Source organism: Sphingobium sp. FW305-3-2-15-F-TSA7 (assembly GCF_058787155.1).
The window spans coordinates 1-24,196 of record NZ_JBYSZM010000049.1 but is presented as its reverse complement, the minus strand read 5'-3'; the positions used below and the strand labels follow the sequence as shown (position 1 = coordinate 24,196).

22 protein-coding genes are annotated in these 24,196 nt (G+C 65.2%); 13 read left to right on the top strand and 9 right to left on the bottom strand.

What is annotated here, in order from left to right:
- Window positions 1-22: 22 nt before the first annotated feature.
- Window positions 23-967 (bottom strand): SDR family NAD(P)-dependent oxidoreductase, encoded by a 945-nt coding sequence (locus AC3WN8_RS27695; protein WP_492672747.1) that lies wholly within the window; start codon window positions 965-967, stop codon window positions 23-25.
- A gap of 67 nt (window positions 968-1,034) precedes the next feature.
- On the opposite strand from AC3WN8_RS27695, the gene AC3WN8_RS27690 reads away from it, so the two are divergent.
- Window positions 1,035-1,484: an SRPBCC family protein gene (locus tag AC3WN8_RS27690; protein WP_492672746.1), complete on the top strand. Its 450-nt coding sequence runs from the start codon at window positions 1,035-1,037 to the stop codon at window positions 1,482-1,484.
- A gap of 92 nt (window positions 1,485-1,576) precedes the next feature.
- On the opposite strand, the gene AC3WN8_RS27685 is transcribed toward AC3WN8_RS27690, so the two are convergent.
- Window positions 1,577-2,335 (bottom strand): SDR family NAD(P)-dependent oxidoreductase, encoded by a 759-nt coding sequence (locus AC3WN8_RS27685; RefSeq protein ID WP_492672745.1) that lies wholly within the window; start codon window positions 2,333-2,335, stop codon window positions 1,577-1,579.
- 4 nt (window positions 2,336-2,339) lie between these two features.
- Window positions 2,340-3,590, bottom strand: a complete 1,251-nt coding sequence (locus AC3WN8_RS27680) for a cytochrome P450 (protein WP_492672744.1) — start codon at window positions 3,588-3,590, stop codon at window positions 2,340-2,342.
- 199 nt (window positions 3,591-3,789) lie between these two features.
- On the opposite strand from AC3WN8_RS27680, the gene AC3WN8_RS27675 reads away from it, so the two are divergent.
- Complete coding sequence (locus tag AC3WN8_RS27675; RefSeq protein WP_492672743.1) at window positions 3,790-4,404, top strand: carboxymuconolactone decarboxylase family protein; 615 nt, start codon at window positions 3,790-3,792, stop codon at window positions 4,402-4,404.
- Between the two features lie 250 nt (window positions 4,405-4,654).
- Here AC3WN8_RS27675 and AC3WN8_RS27670 read toward each other — a convergent pair whose 3' ends face one another.
- Entirely contained in the window at window positions 4,655-5,194 is a 540-nt protein-coding gene (locus AC3WN8_RS27670; protein WP_492672742.1) for a nuclear transport factor 2 family protein, read from the bottom strand.
- 110 nt (window positions 5,195-5,304) lie between these two features.
- Here AC3WN8_RS27670 and AC3WN8_RS27665 point away from each other — a divergent pair, with 110 nt between their 5' ends.
- The 4 genes from AC3WN8_RS27665 (at window position 5,305) to AC3WN8_RS27650 (ending at window position 10,735) form a co-directional block, all read left to right on the top strand.
- Window positions 5,305-5,664, top strand: coding sequence for a limonene-1,2-epoxide hydrolase family protein (locus AC3WN8_RS27665; protein WP_492672741.1), 360 nt, complete (start codon window positions 5,305-5,307; stop codon window positions 5,662-5,664).
- Between the two features lies 1 nt (window position 5,665).
- Complete coding sequence (locus tag AC3WN8_RS27660; RefSeq protein WP_492672740.1) at window positions 5,666-7,018, top strand: MFS transporter; 1,353 nt, start codon at window positions 5,666-5,668, stop codon at window positions 7,016-7,018.
- Window positions 7,019-7,213: 195 nt separating this feature from the next.
- On the top strand, window positions 7,214-9,385 hold the full coding sequence (locus AC3WN8_RS27655) for a TonB-dependent receptor (protein WP_492672739.1): 2,172 nt from the start codon (window positions 7,214-7,216) through the stop codon (window positions 9,383-9,385).
- Between the two features lie 15 nt (window positions 9,386-9,400).
- Window positions 9,401-10,735, top strand: a complete 1,335-nt coding sequence (locus AC3WN8_RS27650) for a cytochrome P450 (protein ID WP_492672738.1) — start codon at window positions 9,401-9,403, stop codon at window positions 10,733-10,735.
- Here the strand turns inward: AC3WN8_RS27650 and AC3WN8_RS27645 are convergent.
- Genes AC3WN8_RS27645 through AC3WN8_RS27630 form a run of 4 tightly spaced genes read right to left on the bottom strand, consistent with a single transcriptional unit; the run spans window position 10,689 to window position 14,680 of the window.
- On the bottom strand, window positions 10,689-11,414 hold the full coding sequence (locus AC3WN8_RS27645; RefSeq protein ID WP_492672737.1) for an EthD domain-containing protein: 726 nt from the start codon (window positions 11,412-11,414) through the stop codon (window positions 10,689-10,691). The two genes, AC3WN8_RS27650 and AC3WN8_RS27645, sit on opposite strands and share 47 nt — an antisense overlap.
- A complete protein-coding gene (gene leuD, locus AC3WN8_RS27640; protein WP_492672736.1) occupies window positions 11,411-12,031 on the bottom strand; it encodes a 3-isopropylmalate dehydratase small subunit in 621 nt (206 codons plus the stop codon). Before leuD ends, AC3WN8_RS27645 begins: the two co-directional genes overlap by 4 nt.
- Window positions 12,031-13,452: a 3-isopropylmalate dehydratase large subunit gene (gene leuC / locus AC3WN8_RS27635; protein WP_492672735.1), complete on the bottom strand. Its 1,422-nt coding sequence runs from the start codon at window positions 13,450-13,452 to the stop codon at window positions 12,031-12,033. Before leuC ends, leuD begins: the two co-directional genes overlap by 1 nt.
- Before the next feature lies 1 nt (window position 13,453).
- Window positions 13,454-14,680, bottom strand: a complete 1,227-nt coding sequence (locus tag AC3WN8_RS27630; RefSeq protein WP_492672734.1) for a CaiB/BaiF CoA transferase family protein — start codon at window positions 14,678-14,680, stop codon at window positions 13,454-13,456.
- Between the two features lie 78 nt (window positions 14,681-14,758).
- Here AC3WN8_RS27630 and AC3WN8_RS27625 point away from each other — a divergent pair, with 78 nt between their 5' ends.
- Both AC3WN8_RS27625 and AC3WN8_RS27620 read left to right on the top strand, forming a co-directional pair.
- The gene (locus tag AC3WN8_RS27625) at window positions 14,759-16,762 is read left to right on the top strand and encodes an oxidoreductase (RefSeq protein ID WP_492672733.1); all 2,004 of its coding nucleotides are present in this window, start codon (window positions 14,759-14,761) and stop codon (window positions 16,760-16,762) included.
- Between the two features lie 56 nt (window positions 16,763-16,818).
- Window positions 16,819-17,583, top strand: coding sequence for an enoyl-CoA hydratase-related protein (locus tag AC3WN8_RS27620; RefSeq protein ID WP_492672732.1), 765 nt, complete (start codon window positions 16,819-16,821; stop codon window positions 17,581-17,583).
- A 247-nt stretch (window positions 17,584-17,830) separates the two neighbouring features.
- On the opposite strand, the gene AC3WN8_RS27615 is transcribed toward AC3WN8_RS27620, so the two are convergent.
- The gene (locus AC3WN8_RS27615; protein WP_492672731.1) at window positions 17,831-18,490 is read right to left on the bottom strand and encodes a TetR/AcrR family transcriptional regulator; all 660 of its coding nucleotides are present in this window, start codon (window positions 18,488-18,490) and stop codon (window positions 17,831-17,833) included.
- 194 nt (window positions 18,491-18,684) lie between these two features.
- Between AC3WN8_RS27615 and AC3WN8_RS27610 the strand changes: the two genes are divergently transcribed.
- From AC3WN8_RS27610 to AC3WN8_RS27590, 5 genes are read left to right on the top strand one after another with little or no spacing between them, the layout of a single operon-like run.
- Window positions 18,685-20,211 carry an AMP-binding protein gene (locus AC3WN8_RS27610; protein ID WP_492672730.1) on the top strand — a complete coding sequence of 509 codons (1,527 nt, stop codon included), beginning with the start codon at window positions 18,685-18,687 and terminating at the stop codon, window positions 20,209-20,211.
- 23 nt (window positions 20,212-20,234) lie between these two features.
- A complete protein-coding gene (locus tag AC3WN8_RS27605) occupies window positions 20,235-21,440 on the top strand; it encodes an alpha/beta hydrolase (protein ID WP_492672729.1) in 1,206 nt (401 codons plus the stop codon).
- A gap of 15 nt (window positions 21,441-21,455) precedes the next feature.
- A complete protein-coding gene (locus AC3WN8_RS27600) occupies window positions 21,456-22,265 on the top strand; it encodes an enoyl-CoA hydratase/isomerase family protein (RefSeq protein ID WP_492672728.1) in 810 nt (269 codons plus the stop codon).
- Window positions 22,262-23,422, top strand: coding sequence for an acyl-CoA dehydrogenase family protein (locus AC3WN8_RS27595; RefSeq protein WP_492672727.1), 1,161 nt, complete (start codon window positions 22,262-22,264; stop codon window positions 23,420-23,422). The genes AC3WN8_RS27600 and AC3WN8_RS27595 overlap by 4 nt, the downstream gene beginning before the upstream one ends.
- Window positions 23,419-24,018, top strand: coding sequence for an NAD(P)-dependent oxidoreductase (locus tag AC3WN8_RS27590; RefSeq protein WP_492672726.1), 600 nt, complete (start codon window positions 23,419-23,421; stop codon window positions 24,016-24,018). The genes AC3WN8_RS27595 and AC3WN8_RS27590 overlap by 4 nt, the downstream gene beginning before the upstream one ends.
- Window positions 24,019-24,196 lie beyond the last annotated feature (178 nt).

The following is a 24,196-nucleotide window of genomic DNA, read 5'->3' as shown; positions in this document are numbered from 1 at the left end:
TTCTCTCCCCTGTGGCGGATGATCAGATTGCGGCGTCGGTGCGCCGGACATCGGCAAGGCCGACGATCGCTGCAGCATGAGCCGATGAATCGGTTGCTCGAATGACGGGGCCGTCAAGCGGCAGGGATTGCAGGCCCTGTGCGATGGAATCGATCGTCGGTGTGAAATCCCAGAAACCTTCGAGGTCGCCGATGATCGAGCGGCTGACCCACCCCGCCATCGCCTGGATGATCGCGCCATTGTCGGTGCAGGCGGGATGGCAGAGCCAGGCGACGACCGGCGCGACCAGATCGGGCGAGAGATTGCGGCGCAGCGCCGCGGTGAATTCAGGCGGGCGCTCGGTGATGTCGACCATGCGTGTGAACGCGCCCGGGCTGAGGCCGTTGACCGCGACATTGCTGCCGCGCACCGCGGCGGCGAGCGACAGCGTCAGCCCCTGTATCGCGCCCTTGGCCGACGCATAGGCCGCGCTCGCCGCGCCGCCGTAAAGCCCCTGGGTCGAACAGGTGTTGACGATCCGCCCGCTGTCGGCGGCGCGCATATGCGGCAGGACGGCGCGGCAGAGATTGTAGGTTCCGCCGCAATGGCTGCGCCAGACCGTTTCGAACTCGGCAAGGCTGGTATCGGCGAAATCGGCGGGGGGCAGGAAATTGCCCGCATTGTTGACCAGGGCGTCGATCCGGCCATGCGCCGCGATCACACGATCGACCAGCACGTCGGCTTCCTCGGGCGACGAGACATCGGACGCGTCGGCGCTCGCGCTGCCGCCCGCCGCCACGATCGCCGCGACCACCGCTTCGGCGGGGGCGGTGGACCGGCCCTCACCCGTCATGCTCACGCCCAGATCGTTGACGATCACATGCGCGCCCAGGCCCGCGATATGGCGGGCATAGCTTTCGCCCAGGCCGCGCGCCGCGCCGGTGATCAGCACGACCGCCCCGTCCAGCCGCAACGGAAGGTCCGTCACTATCCTCTCCATCGTTGACGTCGATAACAGTACGACGTTAGATTACTTGTTGCAGGAGAAGACGACCATGGCAACCGCCCCGATCACCTATGCGAACATATCGACGATCCTGGATCATCCGATCGAGGCGGTCTGGGGGCATGTCGCCGCCTTTGGCGGGCTGGAACATTGGGCGGACGGAGTCAGCGACTGCTCGGTCGAAGGCAATGGCGCCGGCGCGATCCGGACGGTCGTCCGCAATGGCGGAAGCGTGCGCGAGCGGCTGGAGGCGATCGACCCCGGGACGCATATGATCCGATACCAGATCCTGCCGCCGCATCCGCTGCCGGCGGACGAAGTGCATGGGAATATCATCCTGCGCGCGATCGGTCCGGAGGCGACGGAACTGGTCTGGCGATCCGACGCGATCGATTTCCGCGTGCCGCCCGAGGCGCTGGGTGCGCGGATCGAGCAATTCTATCGCGATTCGGCGGAAGGATTGCGGCGGTTGCTGGACGAGGCACCGCCGTCACCCTGAACTTGTTTCAGGGTCCATGCCCCAATGGACGCCGCGGTTTGGGTTGATGCATGGATGCTGAAACAAGTTCAGCATGACGGTTGGGGTAACCCCTACCGATCCCGAATCCGGAACCCGCCATCCACATTGAGGATCGTGCCCGTCACGAAACTCGCCTCGTCCGATGCCAGGAACACCGCCGCGTCGCCGATCTCGCGCGGTTCGCCCAGCCGGCCGACGATCTGCATCGCGGTCATCCGCTTGATCGCCTCCGGATCGTCGAGTCCGGCGATGTGGCTCCGCATTAATGGCGTTTCCACCACCCCGGGGCAGATCGCGTTGCAGCGGATCGGCAGCCCGGTCTCGCCGCAATGGAGTGCGACGCTTTCAGTCAGGTTGAGGATCGCGGCCTTCGACGCCGAATAGGCGCATTGTGTCGATCCCGGCCGCTGGCCGCGCGTCGAGGAGACGTTGACGATCGCGCCGCCGCGCTCGCTCATCGCGCGCACCGCGTGGCGGCAGCCCAGGAATGTCCCGAACGCGTTGATCGTCATCACCCGGTGCCAGTCCTCGTCGGTCTGGGTGGCGATCGATCCGGTGCAGCTGATCCCGGCATTGTTGACGACGATGTCGGGCGGCCCGAACCGGTCCTGAAGCGTGGCGATCGCGGCCTGCCAGTCGGCGTCGGACGTCACGTCGAGCCGATGGTAGATCGCCTTGCCGTCATGATCCGTGTCGAGCGTGCCGCCGTCCGCATCGAGATCGGCGACAAGGACGCGGGCGCCCTCCTCGACGAAGCGATCGACGATCGCGCGGCCGATGCCGCGCGCGCCGCCCGTGACGAGCGCGATCCGTCCCTCCAGCCGTCCCATCGGATCAGCGCGGCGTGAAGCGGACGCGGAGCTGGCGATAGCCGTAGAAGATATAGCTCGGCACCATCTCGAACGCGTCCTGCAGGATCTCGATGTCGAAGCGCTTGACGGCGCGGGTGAAGAATTCGGTGAGCTCGGTGCGCGCCAGCATATGGCCGACGCAGAAATGCAGGCCGGGGCCGAACGACATGAAATCGCGCGTGTTGGCCCGTTCGATATTGGTCTCGAACGGATCGTCGAACACGCGCGCGTCGATGTTGGCGCCGGCATGCATGATCCACAGCAGGTCGCCCTTCGCGATCTTCTGCCCGCGCATCTCGATATCCTCGCCCGCGAAACGCGTCATGCATTTGACGGTGCCGGGATAGCGCAGCAGCTCGGTGGTCAGGTTGAACGCGCAGGACGGATCGTCGCGCAGCCGCTGCAGCAGTTCGGGATTGCGGACGATCTGCACCAACTGCGTGCCCAAAGTGTGGGCGGTGGTTTCCGCACCCGCCACCACCATGCCGTGCAGCTGGGCGAGCATCTCGTCATTGTTGAGCTTGTTGAGACCGTCGCGCGCATTGACCATCATCGAGATCAGGTCGTCGCCGGGATTCTTTTCGCGCTCCGGGATGAAGGTGTTGAACACGTCGTTCATCGTGCGGATCGAACGATCGAGCTGCAGCAGCAATTCGGGCGTCACCGTGGCGGCCGAACTCGCGGCGGTGAAATCCGAAGCCAGCTTGAACAGCAAAGGCTGATATTCGTCGGGCAGGTCGAACAGCCGCTGCATCACCCGCGTGGGCAGGACGGCACCGACGATCTCGGCGAAGTCGAACTCGCCCAGCCGTTCGCATTCGTCGAGTATCTCCTCGACCACTTCGCCGATGAAGCTTTCCACCTTGCGGATCGCGCCGCGATCGAACGCCTTGATCATCAGCACGCGGATGCGGGTATGGTCGCGCCCGTCGAGCCGATTGACGATCAGTCCGGTATAGAGGCGGACGGCCTCGAGCTGCTTCTGCAGTTCGGGCGGCATGCCGCGGAACAGCTGGTCGACGCGCGCCGCCGACAGGCGACGGTCGGCGAACGCCGCCTGGACGTCGTCGTGGCGCGAGATGATCCAGCCGCCCTGATTCTTGCTGTAGAAGATCGGCGCTTCATCCTGAAGCCGGATCATCGGCGTCCAGGGATCGGCCAGGAAGGCGGGATCGGCGAAGCTGACGTCCTCGATCTCGTCCGTCGGGGAAATGGTTGCGCTCTGCCCGCTCATCGCTCTCTCCATTTGCGAACGGCGTGGAAGCCGTCAGTCTTACAACGATAGATAAACCTCTCACTGTGCGATTGGCAACGCCTTTCGAACCGTGCCCCAGAATGCGTCGTGATCTCCTTTGCAAAGACTTAAAACAAACGTCGCTTGAATGTGTCTGGCGCCGCTTCTAGGCTGGGCTGGACATGAAGGGAGAGGATCGATGCCCAACCCGTTATTGAGCCGCGTGCCGGCCGATCAGTTGCCGGAGGATCTGCGGCGGCTGCACGAATCGAGCCTCGCGGTGGCGGGCGATGCCGACCGGTTGGAAGTGTTCGGCAATCATCCGACGCTCTATCGCTGGTATCAGTCGAACTTCTACGGATCGGTGTTCAACAATGCGGGCGGCGACATGGTCGTCGACGTGAAGTGGAAGTTATTGCTGCGGCTGAAGCTGTCGCTGACCAATGGCTGCTTCGTCTGCAACGCGCACAATGTGCCGGCGGCGCTGGCGGCAGGATACAGTCAGGCGCAGATCGACGCGATGGGCGATTCGGCGAGCGCTCTCTTCACGCCGCAGGAACAGGCGATACTGGCGCTGGGCGAGGTCTTCGCGATCGAGAATAGCAGCGGATCGCTCACGCCCGAACTCCATGCCCGGCTGGCCGAATTCTTCTGCGATGCGGAGATCCTCGAACTGGGCTTCGTTGCCGCGATTCTCAGCGGCTGGACCAAGCTGATCTTCGCCTATGACCTGGTGACGCGCGAATGCCCGATCAACAGCCCCGAGCGCATGGTGTCACCCAGCCGGACACATCTGCATGCGGGGGCTGGTTGAGGCACGAACCCGTCCCCCTGTCGCTCCAGCGAAAGCTGGAGCCTATACGATCCTCGGGCTGTAGAGGAATTGGACGTATCGCATGGGCTCCAGCTTTCGCTGGAGCGACAGGGGGGATTTGAAACTTGAAGCCCAAACCCCACACGTCACCCCAGCGTAGGCTGGGGTCTCCCACAGGATATGGCGCGATCTGGTTGGCAGACCCCAGCCTTCGCTGGGGTGACGTGGACGGGTTGGCTATTCCATCACCCTAAGCCTCGAGCCCCAGGGGATGCAGGCGATACAGCGGATCATGCGGCTTTGGCCCGCCGCGATTCTTCAGGCCGGCATAACGCCCGCTGTCCCACACCGAATTGCCCGGCCGCTCGTTATACCAGTCGATCGCCAGCGTGCGCGACAGGATGCGCCATTCGCCGTCGCGGCGCTCGTGCCGGTCGAGATAACGGCCGCCGACGACGCGCTCCAGCCGCCCGCCGCCTTCGGCCGGGAAATCGTGGAAGCCCTGGAAATAGCATTCGGAAAAGGCGCTGCCGTCCCCAGTCAGCTCGACCCAGATATTGGTGATCTGGTGCTGGGAGACGACGCCTTCCATAAAGGGGAAGCTGTAGGCGATGAATTCCTCGACATTGCCGGTGAACACCGCATGATCATCGATCGCGTCGGGCCAATAGGTACGCCGCATCAGATCGGCGTCGCGCCGGTCGATCGCGCGGCAATAGCGCAGCAGCACTTCTGTGACGGCCTGTTTGTCGATCAGTGCCTGAATGGCCTCCGCGCTCGGCTGGTCCATTTCGCTTTCCCTTCCATCCTTTCGCGCTTGACCCTGCGGGCGCGATCGTCTTCAACTCTACCAATCACTGTTAGGAAAACAAGCGCGTCAGCGCGGTGGAGGAGAGCGAGATGGATCCCGAGGCGACCGTGCTGGCATTTGTCGATGCGTGGAACGCGCTCGACGATGCGCGCATCTATCCGCTGATGTCCGAGGACATCTTCTACCACAATATGCCTATGAAGCCGGTCCAGGGGCGCGAGGCGGTGCGGGTGCACATGGCGGGCTGGCCCGTCGATTCATGCGAATGGATCGTCACCAATATCGCGACGCGCGGCAATGTCGTGCTGACCGAGCGTATCGACCGGTTCGTGCGCGGCGAGGACCGCATCACCATCCCGGTGATGGGCGCATTCGAGGTGGCCGACGGAAAGATCACGCACTGGCGCGACTATTTCGACATGGGCGCCCTGAAGCCGGAGCGGCGCTGACATGAATGCCATCAGCGAAGCGCCGGCCCGCGCTCTGCGCACCGTCGCCGATTACGAGACCGGCCGCTACAAATGGTACGTCGCCGCCGTGCTCGGCATCGCGCACACGATCGCGGTCATGGACCGGTTCGTCATGGTGCTGATCACCGAGCCGCTGCGGGCCACCATGCATCTGTCGGACACGCAACTCGGCCTGCTCCAGGGCACCGGCTTCGCCATCCTCTATTGCGGCTTCGCCATCCCACTCGGCTGCGTCGCGGATGCGACCAACCGGCGCAACCTGATCATGCTCGGCCTCGCGCTCTGGAGTCTCGCGACGGCGGCGGCCGCCTTCACCACATCGTTCGAGACATTGTTTGCGACGCGTGTGCTGGTCGGCATGGGGGAGGCGTGCCTGATCCCCGCCGGCATGTCGCTGCTCGCATCCTATTTCGCGCCCGCGAACCTTGCGCGCGGCACGTCGATCTTCGGGCTCGGCGCGAATTTTGGCTATGGATTCGCCTTTCTGGGCGGCGGTGCGCTGCTTGCCGCGCTCCAGTTCAGCGGGGGGCTGTCGCTGCCCGGCATGGGGCAGCTCCAGCCCTGGCAGGGTATCTTCCTGATCGCCGGGGTGACGGCGATCCCGGTGCTGGTGATGCTGGTCTGGGTGCGCGAGCCGCCGCGTCCGCACGATGCCGGCCTCAGCGCGTCGGCGCAGTTCGCGGCGATGCGCGAAGGCCTGTCCTATCTGGTCGGCAATCTGAGGAGCTATGCTCCCTTTCTGCTGGTCGGGGCGCTGACCGCGGTGACCGGCTATGCCGTCACCAGCTGGTCCTCCAGCCTGTTCGTGCGTGTTCACGGCATGGAGGCGGCCGATGCGGGCAAGCTCATCGGCCTGATCGGGCTGATCGCCGGGCCGATCGGCACGGTGAGCGGCGGCTATGTGCTCGATCGGCTGCGCGCACGCGGTGTGGTCGGCGCGCCGCTCGTCATCATGGGCTGTGGATGCATCTTCGCGCTGATCACCGCGGCGATGGTCGGCTATGCGTCCAGCCTGACGGTCGCCGGCGCCTTCTTCTGCCTGTTCATCTTCGAATCGACCTTCACGCTGCCGTCGCTCTATGTCGGCGTCCAGCTGCTGACGCCCGACCGGTTCCGCGGCGTTGCCGCATCCTTCAACATGATGGTCTACACGCTGGCCGGGCTCGGCCTGGGGCCGACCGCAGTGGGCCTGATCAGCGATCGCCTCGATGGCGAGCTCGGCCTCGCCCATGCCGTGGTGATCGTCGAGATCGCGATGGTCCTCGTTATCCTGCCCACGGCGCTGCTGGCGCGGCGCAGCTATCATGCGCGGATGCTGGCGGTCGCCGGCTGACGGCCGGGCCATCTGATACGTAGCCAAACGCTGTTAATTGACACTTTGCAGTGGAATTGTGCGAATCACTGCGAACTAGATTGACATAAAACAGATCATCATTAGATTTAAATGCAGATGCCCGGTCGAGGCGTCGTCAGGTTGCGGCCTCCAATGCGGGAAAAGCCGGACCAAACATAGGTAGGGAGGGCTTGAATGCGCGCCAGATCCAGATTTTCCATGTCCGTTGCGCCGCTGGCGATTCTCGCCGCGACGATGATCGCGTCTCCCGCCGCCGCGCAGGATGCCGGCGCGACGCCGCAGGCGGCCGCCGACGACGCGCAGGCCGCTGCCGGTGAGGACATCATCGTGACCGCGCAGCGGCGCGAGCAGCGGCTGCAGGACGTGCCGATCTCGATCACCGCGCTGACCGCGAACGAGCTGGGCAAGCAGGGAATCACGTCGACCCACGATATCGCGCAGTCGGTGACGGGCATGACCATCACCGAAAGCGGTGGCTACGTTCAGCCCTTCATCCGCGGCGTCGGCTCGACGGTCACCAATCTCGGCGAGCCCGGCTCGGCCGCCACCTATATCGACGGCGTCTATATGCCGACGGTCAACGGCCAGCTCTACGAACTCGCCAATCTCGAATCGATCCAGGTGCTGAAAGGGCCGCAGGGCACTTTGTTCGGCCGTAACGCCAATACCGGCGCGATCATCATCACCACGCGCCAGCCCCAGTTCGAGCCCTCGGGCAGCTTCAGCGCGAGCTATGGCAATTTCAACGCGATCAAGCTCAACGGTTTCCTGACCGGCGGTCTCAGCGACAAGGTCGCGGTCTCGATCGCGGGCAATTACGACAGCCATGACGGCTGGTTCGTCAATCGCAATCCCGCCAACGGCTTTGGCAAGCATCTCGGCGATTCCGAACGCTACACCATCCGCGGCACCGTGCTGATCCAGCCCACCGACGATCTGAAGATCACGCTGAGCGCCGACAAGATGCACGGCCTCGATGCCAGCCCGATCATCCTCCAGCCGATCAACGGCTATCAGGGCTATCTGCCGGGCGCGCTGCTGCCGCAGGGCCCCTATGACTATATCGGCAACGAGAAGCTCAACTACCGCACCGGCCAATGGGGTGTGTCGGGCCGGATCAACTGGGATCTCGGCTCGGTCGCTTTGACCTCGACCACTGCATTCCGTCATTATCTCTCGCGCTCGATCGATTATGATTCGGATACGACACCCGCGCGTATTTCCTCGATCAACAACCGCGATATTGGCGACAATTTCACCCAGGAACTGCTGTTGAGCTCGACCGGCTCGGGCAAGTTCACCTGGACCATCGGTGGCTTCTATCTGCGCCAGGACGGAAAACTCGATCCGCTTCGCATCCAGTCCGGTGCGGTGACCACGATCATCGAAGGCCAGCAGATTACCGAGGCGCTCGCGGTCTTCGCCGACGGCACGCTGAAGCTGGGCGATTTCGAGATCACCGGCGGCCTGCGCTACAGCAACGAGAAGAAGGATTTCAGCGGTCAGCGCAACGGTACGGCGATCGTCACCGATGCGAAGAAGAGCTGGAATTCGGTGACGCCGCGCGTCGTGCTCGCTTACCACCCCAGCCGCGAGCTGATGCTCTACGCAAGCTTCTCGCAGGGCTTCAAGACGGGTGCGTTCAACGCCAACGCATTGTCGCCGATCCCGATCGATCCCGAAACGGTGGATGCGTTCGAGGGCGGCTTCAAATTGTCTCCGGCGCCGGGCCTGACCCTCAATGGCGCGGCATTCTATTACAAGACCAAGGATCTGCAGGTCCAGGCGCTCAATCCCAACACCAATCTGATCGAACTGCGCAACGCGGCCGAAGTGACCTCGAAGGGCGCCGATCTCGACATTGCCTATTCGCCGGTCCAGAATCTGAACCTGAAGCTCGGCGTCTCCTATCTCAACGCCAAGTTCACCGATTTCCCCAATGCACAGGTGTTCCTGCCGGTGCCGGGCGGTGACGGGCGCAATGCGTCGGCGATCGTCAACGTCACCGGCAAGCGCAATGTCCGTTCGCCCGACTGGACCGTCAATTTCGCTGCCGATTATCGCTTTGAACTGGGCAATGGCGGCTCGATCGTGCCGTCGTTCAACATCTATCACTCGTCCAAATTCTTCTGGACGGTTGACAACCGCATCGTCGAGCCGTCGCATATCGTGGCGAATGCGACGATCACGTGGAACCTGCCCGGCGATCGCTTCTCGGTCGCGATCTGGGGGCGCAACATCACCGACGAACTGCGCTTCCGCAACGTCTCGGCGTCCGGCCAGGCGGATCGCCGCGCAGCGGACGAGCCGGCGCTCTACGGTGTCCGGGTCGGGTATCGCTTCTAATCTGGGGGAGTTGGGGTGGGCGCCGGTGGCGTCCACCCCTTGCTCGTCAATGGCCATTTCATGACCAAAGCTGCTCGTCCTCAAACGATCGATCATCACAGCGCCGAATTTGCGCGCGATCATCTCGCGCTCTATCGCGACGCACGCGCCGAATGCCCGGTGCTCCGGTCCGACGCTTATGGCGGCTTCGCCATCCTCACCCGCTATGCCGATATCCGCATCGCCCTGCGCGACGCGGACCGGCTGTCCTCGGCGCGGTTTCCGTTGGATGGCAAGCGGCTGGGCGGCGGTGTCGCGATCCCGCCCAACGGCATGCGTATCGGCATGATCGAGATGGACGCGCCCGAAGCGACCGCACTGCGCGCGCTGCTCCAGCCCTGGTTCACTCTCGCCGCGGTCGAGGCCGCGAACGACCGGATCGCTCAGATCTCGCGCTGGCTGATCGACACGCTGATCGAAAGCGGGGCCTGCGACGTCGTCGACGATCTCGCCCGGCCGATGCCCTCGCTGCTGATCCTCGACATATTGGGCTTGCCGCTCGATCGCTGGCGCGATTATGGCCGCGTCCTGCACGAGGCCGTCGCCAAATCCTCGGGCTCGATCGATGGGTTGCGCTGGCTGGCCGACGATCTGCGCCGCAGCGTCGAACAACGCGACTATGATCCCGACGGCCTGATCGCCGCATTCGTCGCGGCGGAGATCCGCGATGCGCCGCTCGGCACCGATCTGGTGTGCGAACTGGCGATGATGCTGCTGTTCGGCGGCACCGATACGACGATCGCGGCGATCGGCCATGCGATGCGCCATCTGACCGAGCATCCAGGGGATCGGCGCAAGCTGATCGATGACCCCGGCCGCATGGCCGCCGCGGTCGAGGAATGGCTGCGCCTCTATTCGCCGAGCACTGGGGTCGGGCGCACCGTGGCCGCGCCGATCGAGATTGCTGGCACCACGTTCGAGCCGGGCGACCGCGTGATGTGCGCGCTCAATTCGGCCAATCGCGACGAGAGCGTGTTCGCCGATGCTGAACGTTTCGACCTCGATCGCCCCAAGCGACCGCACCTCGCCTTTGGCTGGGGCATCCATGCCTGTCTGGGGCAGAATCTGGCGCGTGCCGACCTGCGCATCTTCCTGGGTGAACTGCTCGAACGCATGCCCGATTTCGAAGTCGATCTGGCGCGGACCGAGCCCTATGACTCGATCCCGCTGGTCAATGGCCATGCCCTTATGCCGATGCGCTTCACGCCAGGGCAGCCGAGCAGCGACGCGATCGGCGCCTGGCCGGTACTGACCGCGCCGCGCCTCAGACCCGCCGGAACATCGCGAGCATCGACGCCGAATGATCGATGAAACGCATCTCGTCGCGCGTGGCGTCTTCGGCGACTTCGGGCGCCGCACGCACGCGCCGGGCATGGTCGAAATCGTCGAAGAACACCATGCCGGCGCCGTCGAAAGGCCCGGTGTCGTTTTGGGCGTGTAGCTGGCGATAGCCGGCGGCGCCGATGCGCAGGCCGAATGGGGCATGCTCGTTGCGCCACCGGGCGAAATAGGCGGCGCGGTCGAGTTCGGGGCGGCGGCGGGTGAGCATGGTGACGAGGATGGAGCCCTGACCGGGCTGTATGATGTGTTCGGTGCCGGGCATGAGGATTGAGGCGGCGGGATCAAGCACGTTCGTGTCGAGTAGAGCCGAGATCTCAAACCCGTGCGAATGAAGTGGAAACACGACCCCAAACCCGTTCGTGTCGAGCGAAGTCGAGACACGCTGTGCCGCGTCCAACGTCCCTCGACTTCGCTCGGGACAAACGGTGTGGGGGGTGGGCTCGGCATAGGCCAGAAGCACCGCTCCAAACGGGAAAGGCAGAAGCGGCAACGACCTCCCCGTATCCGGATCGCGTTTCGGCAGATCCCCACCGATCCGCTCCCCGATCCAGCCTTCAGGCGACAGCCTCCGAAGCTCGGCGACGACATCCGCCACCGTCGCATCCGGACCAGGCACCGCAAACAGCGCGAGCGCCGCCCGGCCGGTCATGCCGATCGCATCTCGGCGAGCCAGGGCGCCTTGTCGCGCGTCCGGGACTCGTGCGCGGCGATGTCGGGTTCGAAGCGAAGGGCGGCAGCGATGTCGTCGACGCCTTGCAGCAGCCGTTCGCGACGCTGGGCCTCCAGCTCGAAGGCGATGGTGCCGCTTGCCCATTCGATGGTCAGCATTTCAAGATCGACCGTGAAGGTCGCGGTGGCCGGATCGCCGGTCTCCGCCATCAGCATGTCGATCGTCGCACGGGGCAGGCGGATCGGCAGGATGCCGTTCTTGAAGCAATTGCCGTAGAAGATATCGGCGAAGCTCGGCGCGACGATGCAGCCTATGCCGAAGTCGAGCAGCGCCCAGGGTGCATGCTCGCGGCTCGATCCGCAGCCGAAATTGTCGAGCGCCACGATGATCCGCGCATTGCACCACGGATCGCGATTGAGCACGAAGTCCGGACGTTCGCGACCCTCCGCATCGCGTCGCAACGCGTGGAACAGGCCGGCGCCGAGCCCGGTGCGCGACACGGTCTTCATGAAGGCGGCGGACAGGATCATGTCGGTGTCGACATTGGCGATCGGCAGCGGCGCGGCGATGCCGGTCAGGCGGCGGAACGGTTCCATCAGGCGAGTTCCCGCACGTCGACGAGACGGCCGGTCACCGCGGCGGCCGCAGCCATGGCGGGGGAAAGGAGATGCGTGCGCCCGCCCGGGCCCTGGCGCCCCTCGAAATTGCGGTTCGATGTGGAGGCGCAGCGCTCGCCGGACGCCAGCCTGTCGGGATTGAGCCCCAGGCACATCGAGCAGCCGGCGTCGCGCCACTCGAAGCCGGCCTCGCGGAAGATCCGATCCAGCCCCTCGGCCTCCGCCTGCTTCTTCACCGCAGCCGATCCGGGCACGACAAGCGCACGGACATGCGATGCCACGCGGCGGCCATTGGCGATCGCCGCCGCGGCGCGCAGATCCTCGATACGGCTGTTGGTGCAGCTGCCGATGAAAGCGACGTCGATCGGCAGGCCGGCAAGCTTCTGCCCGGCGCCGAGCCCCATATAGTCGAGCATCCGCCCGATCTGCGCGCGCCGCGCCGGATCGGGCTCGGTCGCTGGATCGGGCGTGGCGCCCGCGATCGTGGTGACGGCCTCCGGGCTGGTGCCCCAGGTGACCATCGGCGCGATCGCCGCGGCGTCGATCGCGATCTCCACGTCGTAGGTCGCGCCGGGATCGGATGCCAGCGCATGCCATTGTGCACAGGCGCGCGCGAATTCCGCGCCCTTGGGTACACCCGGACGCCCTTCCAGCCAGGCGAAGCATGTCTCGTCGGGAGCGATCATGCCCGCGCGTGCACCGGCCTCGATCGACATGTTGCAGATCGTCATGCGGCCGGCCATGTCCATCGCCGCGATCGCTTCGCCGGCATATTCGATCACATGCCCTGTCGCGCCGGCGGTGCCGATCCGGCCGATGACGGCGAGGACGACGTCCTTGGCGGTGATGCCGGCGCCCAATTCGCCGTCGATCCGCACCAGCATCGTGCGCGACGGCGTCTGCACCAAAGTCTGCGTCGCCAGCACATGCTCGGCCTCCGATGTACCGATGCCGAAGGCGAGTGCGCCGAATGCGCCATGGGTCGATGTGTGGCTGTCGCCGCACACGATCGTCGCGCCGGGCAGGGTCAGGCCCAGTTCGGGGCCGGTGACATGGACGATGCCATGGCGCGGCCCGGTGAGCGCGGCATAATCGAGCCCGAACTCGCGCGCATTGCGCTCCAGCGTCGCGACCTGCAGCCGGCTGTCGGGATCGCGGATCGCGTCGAGCCCGCCCGCGCGGTTCTCCGTGGGTACATTATGGTCGGCGACCGCGAAGGTCAGGTCGGGCCGCCGCACCGTCCGTCCGGCCGCGCGCAATCCGTCGAACGCCTGCGGGCTCGTCACTTCGTAGAGCAGGTGGCGATCGATATAGAGCAGCCATTCGTCGCCATCGAGGCGCGCGACGGCGTGTGCGTCCCAGATCTTGCGGTAGAGCGTCCGCGGCGGCCCGTCGGTCATCTCAGATCACGCCGTCGTTGCGCAGCTCCGTGATCGCTGCCGCGTCCATGCCGAGCAGTCCGCCGAGGATCTCGTCATTATGCGCGCCGATCGCGGGGCCGGCCCAGCGTATCTCGCCCGGCGCCTCGACCATGTGCGGGACGACGCCGGCATGGAGCACGGGCTGCGCGAAATTGGCGTCCTCGACGGTGCGGACCATGCCGCGTTCCAGATATTGCGGATCGCTGGCGATGTCCGCGGCGGTATAGACCTTCGAGCTCGGGATATCGGCCTGCTTCAGCATGTTCTCCAGCAAATCCGCGGGGAATCCGCGCGACCATTCGCCGATCAACGCATCGAGCGCAGCGACATTGGCGACGCGCGCCTGATTGCCCGAATAGTCGGGCGTGCCGATCAGCTCTGGGCGGCCGATCAGCGTCATCAGCCGCGCGAACAGCGGTTCGGAATTCGCGGCGATCAGCATCCATGCGCCATCGGCGGTGGGATAGGCATTGGTCGGCGCGGCGGTCGCGATGCCGCCGCCCGCGGGCTGCTTCACCTTGCCGAGCGCGCCATATTCGGGAAGCATCCCCTCCATCAGGCTCAAGATGCTTTCGGTCAGCGCGACGTCGACCGTGCGGCCCTTGCCGTCGCCTGCGCCGCGATCGCGCTGCCACAGCGCTGCGAGCACGCCCAACGCCGCATAGAGGCCGGACAGCGAATCGCCGACGCTGACGCCGACCCGGACGGGGGGCAGGTCGCTGGTGCCCGGGGCATGATCGGTCAGGTGGCGCAGACCGCCTATGGCTTCGCCGATCACGCCGAACGCGGCGCGGTCGCGATAGGGGCCGGTCTGCCCATAGCCCGAGATATGGGCGATGATCAGGTCGGGGCGCCGGGCACGCATCACGGCGGGGCTCAGGCCGAGCTTGTCGATCTGGCCGGGACGGAAATTCTCGATCACCGCATCGCATTGCTCGATCAGGTCGAGCACCAGATCGCGGGCACGGGGATGTTTCAGGTTGACGGTCACGCTGCGCTTGTTGCGGGCATGGGCGGACCACCACAGCGAATTGCCGTCGACCTGCTCACCCCATTGCCGTGCCGGATCGCCCGTCAGCGGTTCCACCTTGATCACGTCGGCGCCCAGGTCGGCGAGGATCCGGGTCGCGAACGGTGCCGCCACGAAATGCCCGATCTCGAGCACGCGCAATCCGCTGAGCACCTGCCGTGCGTCATCCTTGGCCATGAAATCCTCTCGCTCCGCTGATGTGATATTGAATAGCAAACAATGTTAGATATACAAGTCGACGCCAGGAGAGAGAGCATGTACGAGCGCGCATTGAGCCCGATCGCCATGGGCGGCGTCGACGTGAAGAACCGCATTGCGCGAACCGCGCATGCGACGATGATGTCGCGCGACGGCAAGATCACCGAGGCGCTGATCGCCTATCATCTGGCGCGCGCGCAGGGCGGCGTCGGACTGTCCATCCTGGAGGCGGCGGGCGTCCATCCGACGTCGCTGCTGTCGCTCGCCAATCTCGACGACACTATCATCGACGGTTATCGCGCCTTGTCGCGCGCGATCGCGCCGACGGGCATGCGCGTCTTCCAGCAGCTCTGGCATGGCGGCCATATCTATATGCAGCCCGACGGATCGCCGCCGTTGGCGCCGTCGACCGTGCCCAGCCCGATCGCCGGAATCGCGCCGCAACCGATGACGCGGCGCCAGATCGACGAACTGGTCGGCGCCTATGCGGCCGCGGCCCGGCGCTGCGAGCAGGGCGGGCTGGACGGGGTCGAGGTTCATGCCGGCCATGGCTATCTGCTCGCGCAATTCCTGTCACCCGTGCTCAACCGGCGCGACGACGATTATGGCGGCCCCCTCGAGAACCGGATGCGCCTGTTGCTGCGCGTCCTTTCCGCGGTGCGCGACGCGGTGTCGCCGGGTTTCGCTATCGGCGTCCGGCTGAGCGACAGCGCCGATCCGCGCATCCTGTCGATGGGAGAGGTCGGTCAGATCGCGGCGCGGCTCGAGCGCGATGAGCTGATCGACTACGTCAACATGTCCTATGGCGATTATTATGCCTCGCACCTCCAAGTCGCGGGCATGGACATGCCGAGCGGATTCCAGATCCCGCACACCGCGCCGCCGGTTGCGGACATAAGGCTGCCACGCCTGCTCAACGGCCGGTTCCGCACGCTCGAAGAGGTCGAACAGGTGCTGCGCGCGGGCGAGGCCGATCTGGTCTCGATGGTGCGCGCGCATATCGCGGATCCCGATATCGTCGTGAAATCGGCGGCCGGCCATCCCGAGCGGGTGCGCCCCTGCATCGCCTGCAACCAGGGCTGTATCGGCCGCGTCGCGACCTTTGGCCGGCTGGGCTGCGTCGTGAACACCGCGGCAGGCGACGAGATCGCGTTGGCCGAAAAGCTGATCGCGCCGGTGCCGATGCCGCGCCGCGTGCTGATCGTCGGCGGTGGCCCCGCGGGCATGGAGGCGGCACGCATCGCCGCGACCGCCGGCCATCACGTCGTCCTGGCCGAAGCGATGCCGGCCTTGGGCGGCCTGACCAACCTCTATCGATCGGCGCCGCGCATGGGTACGATCGCCGATATCGCCGGCTGGCTGGAACAGGAAGTCTATCGGCTCGGCGTCGAAGTGCGGCTGTCCACTTACATGGACGCCGACGATATCGCGGCGGAAGAGGCGGATACCGTCATCCTCGCGGTCGGCGCCGATCTGGATCCGCCGCGCCTGCAGGTGCAGTTTCCGGTGGATGCGGTGGTGCAGGACAGCGGCGCACGCGTGATCAGCTCGATCGACCTGTTTGCGGAGAAAGGCGTCGATCGCGGCCGGAGCGCGGTGATCGTCGACGAGACCGGCCATTATGAAGCGATCGCCTGTGCCGAGCATCTGCTGGAACAGGGACTGGCGGTCACCTTCGTCACGCGGCACAAGATGTTCGCGCCGGGCATCGACATCGCATTGCGGACGCAATCGGCACTCGAAAGGCTTTATGCGCGTGGCGCTTTCACGCTGCGTGTCGGCACAAGGCTGATGGCGGCCCGTGCGGGGGAGGCCGATATCGCACCGAATTTCGGCAGCGAGATCGAGACTGTCGCTGCGGATACGGTGGTGTGGGTGCCGATCCGGCCGGGGCAGACCGACCTTGTCGAGGCACTGCGCGGACGCGGTATTGCCGCGATCGGCATCGGCGACGTGGTGGCCGGGCGGAATCTGCAGACGGCCATTCGCGAAGGGCATCTCGCCGTGCGAAACCTGCCCCCCGCGATCGCCGCCTCCGGACGAATCCTGGCTGCGGCCTAGACTTAAAATAAAACATCGTTAGATATTGTGCGACGAATTCACTTGGGGAGAAGGCCGTGTTCACGGAACATCGACATGCCGACGGCGTGCTTGAACTGGTGATCGACCGGCCGCCGGTCAACGCGTTCAGCATCGGCCTGCTCCACGATCTTGCCGCACGCATCGAGTCGGTGCGCGACGAGGCCGATGTGAAGGTGGTCCTGCTGCGTGCGGACGGACGCGGTTTCTGCGGCGGCGGCGACGTCAAGGAAGTGGAGGGGTTGCCGGGCTTCGAGGGTATCCTCGGCCAGTCGTCGGGATCGATGCGGCTGAGCCTGGCGGTCCTGCAATGCGCGGTGCCGGTGGTGTGCTGCGTCCACGCCTATTGCGTCGGCGCTGGCGTGCTCGTCGCCGGTTCGGCCGACGTGCTGGTCGCGTCGCGCGATACCCGTTTCGTGCTGGCGGAGATCGATAATGGCGCGACCGCGGGGGCAGTGCAGGCGCTGAAGTTGATGCCCGAAAAGCGCGTGCGCGCGGCGATGATGACCGCGGATCCGGTGCTCGCGCAGGAACTCCATGCTTTGGGCAGTATCTATCGGTTGGTTGAGAGCCATGACGAGGTCGCCGCCGAAGGGCGCGTGGTCGCGGCGAAGATCGCGGGCAAGAGCGCGGAGGCGATGCGCCGGCTGAAGATCTCGCTCAACAACACGACCAAGGCGCACGAGCTGATGACCTATTACCGCGCCGAGATGAGCTACACCTACGAACTCAATATCATGGGCGACGCCAGCGCCGGCCGCACCGCCTTCATCGAAGGCAAGCGGGGGAGTTATACGGATTAGTATCTCTCCTCCCTACGCGAAGCGTGGGGAGGGGGACCGCCCTGGCGAAGCCGGGGTGGTGGAGGGGAAATGGGATGCGTCCATTCGCATCCGAATTTCTCCAGGTTGTTCCGTCGATCCGTTCGAAATTATGCGTGATTGCAGCATCGCATTTCCCCTCCACCACCGGCCACTGGCCGGCGGTCCCCCTCCCCATCGATGATGGGGAGGAGAGGTGTCGCGCTTCTAGCCGACTGGCAGTCCTGACCTAACCCTGCGCGGCCGCCTCCGCCCGTGCGCCACCCACATCGGTGCCGTGCGTCCGGTCATATTCCGCGATCAGCGAGTCGATCACTGCGCGGACCATGACGTCGAACGCCCGGCTCTGCGTGATCTCGCGGTTGCGGCTGACATGATAGAGGAACGGATAGGCGGCGGGCCAATCGTCCTCGCCCTTGTCGCTCTCGACCGCCGATTCATAGGCGGCGCAGCCCAGCGCCAGCGATTCGGTGCCGTCGAGCAACGCCATGATCGCGCCGGGCGGCACGCCCTGCACCGCGAGCAGGCCGGCGGTGGCATTATGCTCGCTCAGGCCGATGCGCAGCGGGTGGCGACGCATCAGGATCGGGATCAGATTGGGATGCGCGCGCAGTGCCTTGTAATATTCGGTGGCGTTGCGGACGAGCCATTCATGCCAGTCGATATGCGAGGTGTTGGGCGTGCGCACATCGGCAAGCGCGAGTTCGCACGCGCCGACCAGGATGTGATCCTTGCTCTTGAAATGGTGATAGAGCGAGATTCCGCGAACGTTGAGTTCATCGCCAAGGCGACGGATGCTGAGCGCGTCCAACCCCTCCGTGTCGATGATCCGCAGCGCGACCTCGAGGGTCTTCCGGCGAGAAATCAATGCCTGTTTTGGCCGGCCCATGGACGGGGCGTCTCCCAATGTTCGTTATGATCGTCGCGCATTTCTAGCCGCACTTGCCGGGCGGCGCGATCATTTTCGTCGGCCTTCATGCCCGAACCGCACCTCATCCATTGCGCAGATAAACTTGCAGTGTTAGGCAAGTTTTCAGGAGGCCGCCAAAAAAGGCGGCAGAATCGGATGTGGGAGTGGCTGCGATGAAATACGCTGCGGCGGACTGGGTCGGTAATTTTGCCCGGACGCAGCCCGATGCGATCGCTCTCCGCAACTTCGAGAGCGGCGAGACGCGGAGCTGGAAGGAACTCGATGCGCGCGTCGGCATGATCGCCCATGCGCTGGTCCATCGCCTGGGCCTCGAACGCGGTGATCGGATCGTCAACGTCTCTGACGGCGACCTTCGCCATTTCGAGCTTCAGTTCGCCTGCGCGCGCGCCGGGCTGGTCTGGGTGCCGCTCAATTTCCGCCATACGGCGTTCGAACTCGGGCGTGCCTGCCGCGAGATGCAGCCGAAGCTGATGCTGACCGACGCTGTGTGGGGCGATCTCGCCCGGACGGTGGCGGCGGATGTCGGCATCCCGCATGTGCTCGACTGGGGTCCGGACGAGGATTTCGATGCGCTGCTGAGCACCGATGCGCAAATCCCCGAAAATGGCGACATCGATCCCGCCGCGCCGCTGCAGATCCTTTACACCTCGGGCACGACCGGGACGCCCAAGGCGGCGATCGTCACGCTCGACGCGATGGTGTGGCATTCGCTCCAGCAGGTGCAGTTCTGCGCCACCGCGGAGCCGGGCGGGCATCTGTTCCAGCCCATGCCGCTGTTCCATTTCGGCGGGCTCAACACCGCGAGCAATCCGATCCTCTATTTCGGCGGGCAGGTCACCGTCGCGAAACGTTTCGATGCGGCCGAGACCGCGGCTTTTTGCGGCGATCCGGCCAATGCGGTGACGCATCTCTGCCTGCCTCCCGTCATGTACCAGATGATGGCGGACAGCGTTCCGTTCGCGGCCGCCGACTTCTCGACCTTCCGCCGGTTCATCTGCGGCGGCGGCCGTGTGTCCGAACGGCTGCGCGCGGCGTATCAGCCCAAGGGCGCGCGCTTCGTGCCGCAATATGGTGGAACCGAGACCGGCCCCGTCACCTCGATGAACCCCGATCGGCTCGACAAGATCATGGCCGGATCGTGCGGGCAGAAGTCGATGTATATCGACATGCGCGTGGTTGACGACGCGGGCAACGACGTGCCGCGCGGCGAACCGGGCGAAGTCTGGGTGCGCGGCCCCGGGGTGACGATCGGCTATCTGGGGGCGGAGGCGAGCATCGTCCGGCCCGAAGGCTGGCACCGGACCGGCGACGTCGTCTGGGAGGATGACGAAGGCTTCTTCTACGTCATCGACCGGGTGAAGGACATGTACAAGTCCGGCGGCGAGAATGTCTTCTCGGTCGAGGTCGAGAATATCCTGCTCACCAATCCCGCGGTCGCCGAATGTGCGGTGATCGGCGTCGCCGACGATCGCTGGGGCGAAGTCGGCCTGGCGGTCGTGGTGGCGACCGCCGGACACGTGGTGACGCTCGAATCGCTGTGCGCCACCTGCGAAGGCAGGCTCGCCCGCTACAAGCATCCCAAACATCTCGCGGTCGTCGAGAGCTTTCCGCGCAACGTCACCGGCAAGATCTCCAAACCCGCGCTGCGTGCCGAGTTCGGTGGCAGCAAGAGCGTTTAGCCAGGAACAGAAGGATCCGATCGATGGCAGAGCCCGTCCGTTATGCCCGCAAACCCTATCTGATCGTCCATCGCGAGGATCGCGTCCGCAAGGACGTCTATGGCGCGATCGACGATGCCGTGGTGCTGCATGCCCAGCAGATGCGTGGCGACAACCCGTCGGATACCGCGCTGATCGTGATGCATCCGATCGGTGCGCCCGCCTATCTGCCGGTGTTCGCGCAGCTCGCACGCGCCGGCCATCACATCATCGCCTGCGCGTCGCGCTATTCGGCGGGCGACGCGCCGCTCGAGATGGAGAATGTGATCCTCGACCTTGGCGCCTGCATCAGGGATGCCAAGGAACGGCTGGGCTACAAGAAGGTCGTGCTGCTCGGCTGGAGCGGCGGCGGCTCGCTGATGGCCGGTTACCAGGCCGAAGCGGAAAAGCCCGTCATCCAGCTCAGCGCATCGGGCGAGGAGACACCGCTCGCCGGCGCGAAGCTGATCGCCGGCGACGCCATCATGCTGGTCGCATCGCATCGCAGCCGGCACAAATTGCTCACCGGCCAGATCGATCCCTCGGTGCTCGACGAACTCGACCCCGACCGACGTGATCCTGCGCTCGACATCTACGATCCCGCCAATCCGGCGCAGCCGCCTTATTCGGAGACGTTCCTCGCCACCTATCGTCAGGCGCAGATCGACCGCAACCGGCGGATCAGCGAATGGGCGAAGGACAAGCTCGCTTCGCTGAAGGCGAAGGGCGGCGAGCATGACGAATATTGCTTCGTCGTCCATCGGACGATGGCCGATCCCCGCTGGGTCGATCCGACCGTCGATCCCAATCAGCGCAAGCCCAACTGGACCTATCTCGGCGACCCGCGCGTCGTGAACGACAGCGCATCGGCGCTCGGCCGCTTCAACTCGCTGCGCGGCTGGCTGTCGCAATGGAGCTACGACTATGCGCAGTTCGACTCGGTCGATTCCGGGCCGCGCATCACGGTGCCCGGCATGGTGATGACCGCGGGCGCCGACGATGCCTGCCCCCCCGAACATACCGACAAGATGTTCGACGCGATGGGGTCGGCCGACAAGCGCAAGGTCACGATCGATCACGCCAATCATTATTTCACCGGCCCCGACGGCAAGTCGCATCTGACCCAGGCGGTGGACATCATCTCGAGCTGGCTCGCCGAACGCGGGCTGGCCAACGACACCGTCCTTTCCAACACGCGCGTCGACGCCTGATTCCGGAGACTCAGCATGTCATGGTTTGACACTTATCAGGCGATCACCTTCGAGCGGCGCGGACGCGTGCTCCAGGTCACGCTCAATCGCCCCGAAAAACTGAACGCGGTCGATGCGGTGCTGCACACCGAACTGGCACGCGTCTTCGTCGACATCTCCAACGATCCGGACAGCGACATCGTCGTGCTGACCGGTGCCGGCCGCGCTTTCTCGTCGGGCGGCGACATCGGCTGGATGCAGGACATGATCGATCAGCCGGGCGGTTTCGAACAGACCGGCCGCGAGGCCAAGCAGATCGTGTTCGGCCTGATCGATTGCGAAAAGCCGGTCATCGCGAAGCTCAACGGCCACGCCACCGGGCTGGGTGCGACGATCGCACTGTTCTGCGACGTCATCTTCGCGGCGGAGCATGCCAAGATCGGCGATCCGCATGTCAGCGTCGGCTTCGTCGCCGGCGATGGCGGCGCGGTGATCTGGCCGCAATTGATCGGCTATGCCCGCGCCAAGGAATATCTGCTGACCGGCGACCTGCTGACCGCGGCGCATGCGGCGCAGATGGGCCTGATCAACTATGTCGTTCCCGCCGACGAGCTCGACGCGCGCGTCGATGCATTCGCCGACCGGCTGGCGGCGGGCGCGACCAAGGCGATCCGTTGGACCAAGATGTCGGTGAATATCGGCCTGCGCGATCTGGCGACCTCGATCATGGACGCCTCGCTTGCCTATGAAGCGCTGTCCAACGCCACGCCCGACCATCAGGAGGCGGTGCGCGCCTTTGCGGAGAAGCGTTCGCCGGTCTTCGGCCGGTCCGGAGGCGGGGCGTGAATTTCGACGAGGGCGATATCATCGGTTCGCTGCGCGAGACGCTGGAGCGTTTCGTCGAGAAGGAGATGCCGCGCAGCGCCGCCAAGGATTGGGACGCGCGCAATCATTTCCCGCGCGATGTGCACCGCAAGCTCGCCGATCTCGGCGTCCTCGGGCTGACCATTCCCGAAGCCTATGGTGGTGTCGGCCGCGACATATTGGCGACGATGATCGTCATCGAGGAATTGTCGCGGCGCAGCCTGGCGGTCTCCGTGCCCTATATCATGGCGGCGTGCTATGCCGGCATGAACATCGAAGAATGCGGCACCGAGGCGCAGAAGCAGGATATTCTGCCCAAGATCGTCTCCGGCGACATGCTCTTCGCCTATGGCCTGACCGAGCCCGATGCCGGTGCGGACCTGGCCAGCGTGAAGACGCGTGCGGACCGCGATGGTGACGTGCTGCGCATCAACGGTGCCAAGCGCTTCTGCTCGGGCGCGGGCATTGCCGACTATATCTACACGCTCGTCCGCACCGGGCCGGCCGATGCGCGGCATCGCAACCTCTCCTTCGTACTGGTGCCGCCGACCGCGCCAGGCGTCGAGATCACCAAGATCGAGTCGATGGGCATGAAAGGTGCGGCGACGACCGACGTGTCGTTCGACGATGTCGAAGTGCCGATCGACAATCTGGTCGGCGGCGACGCGGGCTGGAACAATGGCTGGCGCATGCTTGTCGGCCCGGGGCTCGACGTCGAGAAGCTGGAGGTCGCGGCGATCGGCATCGGTATCGCGCGCGCGGCGCTCGACGATGCCTGGGCCTATGCGATGGAGCGTCGCCAGTTCGGCCGGACGATCGGCGAGTTCCAGTCGATCCAGCACAAGCTGGCCGAGATGAAGACTCAGGTCCATGCGGCGCGGCTGACGCTCTATCAAGCGGCCTGGCTCGCCAACGAGCGCAGACCCTGCTCGGCGGAGACGTCGATGGCCAAGCTGTTCGCGACCGAAGTGTCGAAGACGGTCGCGCTCGAATGCCAGACGATCCTGGGCGCCTATGGTTATGTGAAGGATTTCGACGCCGAGCGTTATGTGCGCGATGCGCTGCTGATGCCGATCATCGGCGGGTCCTCCGCGGTCCAGCGCAACAACATCTTCAAACTGTCGGGCGCGCGGCCATGAAGGTCGCGTTGGTCGGCGCCAGCGGCAAGGTCGGCCGGCGGCTGGTCGCCGAACTGACCGGACGACGCCATGACGTCGCGGGCATCGCGCGCACCGACCCCGGCGATGTCGGCGTGCCGATACGCATCGCCGACGCGACCGATGCCGGGGCGCTGGCCGATGCGATCCGGGGTAATGACGCGTTGTTCGTGTCGGCGACTTTCCGGTCGATCGATCCGGCGTCGATCCTGGGTGCCATGGCCGATGCCGGGCTCCGCCGCCTGCTCGTGGTGGGCGGGGCGGGCAGCCTTTATGTCGCGCCGGGCCTGCAGTTGCTCGACGCGCCCGACTTCCCAGAGATCTTCCGCGTCGAAGTGACGGCGGGCCGTGATTTCCTGAACGCATTGCGCCGAAGCGATGTCGACTGGACCTTCCTGTCGCCCGCGCTCAGCTTCGTGCCCGGCGAGCGCACGGGCCGGTACCGGCTGGGCGGCGACGAGCTGATGCGCGACGAGAGCGGGGCCAGCGTCATATCCTATGAGGATTTGGCGAAGGCGCTGGTCGACGAACTGGAAGATCCCCGGCACATCCGCGCACGCTATTCGATCACCTATTGACGCGGGCACGGATCGGCCGAGGGCATAGTTCCAAATTCGATCGTCATTGCGAGCAAAGCGAAGCAATCCAGGGATGCGTCGGCCTCTGGATTGCTTCGCTACGCTCGCAATTGTCTGTTGAAGATAGCGTATGACAGGGATGTTCCGCATTGTCGGGATGCCCGGAGCTGGGTGGCCA

Bases quoted from the DNA above. Each gene is read 5' to 3' on its own strand.
- AC3WN8_RS27690 (WP_492672746.1), top strand. From the start codon at position 1,035: ATGGCAACCGCCCCGATCACCTATGCGAACATATCGACGATCCTGGAT.
- AC3WN8_RS27685 (WP_492672745.1), bottom strand. From the start codon at position 2,335: ATGGGACGGCTGGAGGGACGGATCGCGCTCGTCACGGGCGGCGCGCGC.
- AC3WN8_RS27680 (WP_492672744.1), bottom strand. From the start codon at position 3,590: ATGAGCGGGCAGAGCGCAACCATTTCCCCGACGGACGAGATCGAGGAC.
- AC3WN8_RS27675 (WP_492672743.1), top strand. From the start codon at position 3,790: ATGCCCAACCCGTTATTGAGCCGCGTGCCGGCCGATCAGTTGCCGGAG.
- AC3WN8_RS27670 (WP_492672742.1), bottom strand. From the start codon at position 5,194: ATGGACCAGCCGAGCGCGGAGGCCATTCAGGCACTGATCGACAAACAG.
- AC3WN8_RS27665 (WP_492672741.1), top strand. From the start codon at position 5,305: ATGGATCCCGAGGCGACCGTGCTGGCATTTGTCGATGCGTGGAACGCG.
- AC3WN8_RS27660 (WP_492672740.1), top strand. From the start codon at position 5,666: ATGAATGCCATCAGCGAAGCGCCGGCCCGCGCTCTGCGCACCGTCGCC.
- AC3WN8_RS27655 (WP_492672739.1), top strand. From the start codon at position 7,214: ATGCGCGCCAGATCCAGATTTTCCATGTCCGTTGCGCCGCTGGCGATT.
- AC3WN8_RS27645 (WP_492672737.1), bottom strand. From the start codon at position 11,414: ATGACCGGCCGGGCGGCGCTCGCGCTGTTTGCGGTGCCTGGTCCGGAT.
- leuD (WP_492672736.1), bottom strand. From the start codon at position 12,031: ATGGAACCGTTCCGCCGCCTGACCGGCATCGCCGCGCCGCTGCCGATC.
- leuC (WP_492672735.1), bottom strand. From the start codon at position 13,452: ATGACCGACGGGCCGCCGCGGACGCTCTACCGCAAGATCTGGGACGCA.
- AC3WN8_RS27630 (WP_492672734.1), bottom strand. From the start codon at position 14,680: ATGGCCAAGGATGACGCACGGCAGGTGCTCAGCGGATTGCGCGTGCTC.
- AC3WN8_RS27625 (WP_492672733.1), top strand. From the start codon at position 14,759: ATGTACGAGCGCGCATTGAGCCCGATCGCCATGGGCGGCGTCGACGTG.
- AC3WN8_RS27615 (WP_492672731.1), bottom strand. From the start codon at position 18,490: ATGGGCCGGCCAAAACAGGCATTGATTTCTCGCCGGAAGACCCTCGAG.
- AC3WN8_RS27610 (WP_492672730.1), top strand. From the start codon at position 18,685: ATGAAATACGCTGCGGCGGACTGGGTCGGTAATTTTGCCCGGACGCAG.
- AC3WN8_RS27605 (WP_492672729.1), top strand. From the start codon at position 20,235: ATGGCAGAGCCCGTCCGTTATGCCCGCAAACCCTATCTGATCGTCCAT.
- AC3WN8_RS27600 (WP_492672728.1), top strand. From the start codon at position 21,456: ATGTCATGGTTTGACACTTATCAGGCGATCACCTTCGAGCGGCGCGGA.
- AC3WN8_RS27590 (WP_492672726.1), top strand. From the start codon at position 23,419: ATGAAGGTCGCGTTGGTCGGCGCCAGCGGCAAGGTCGGCCGGCGGCTG.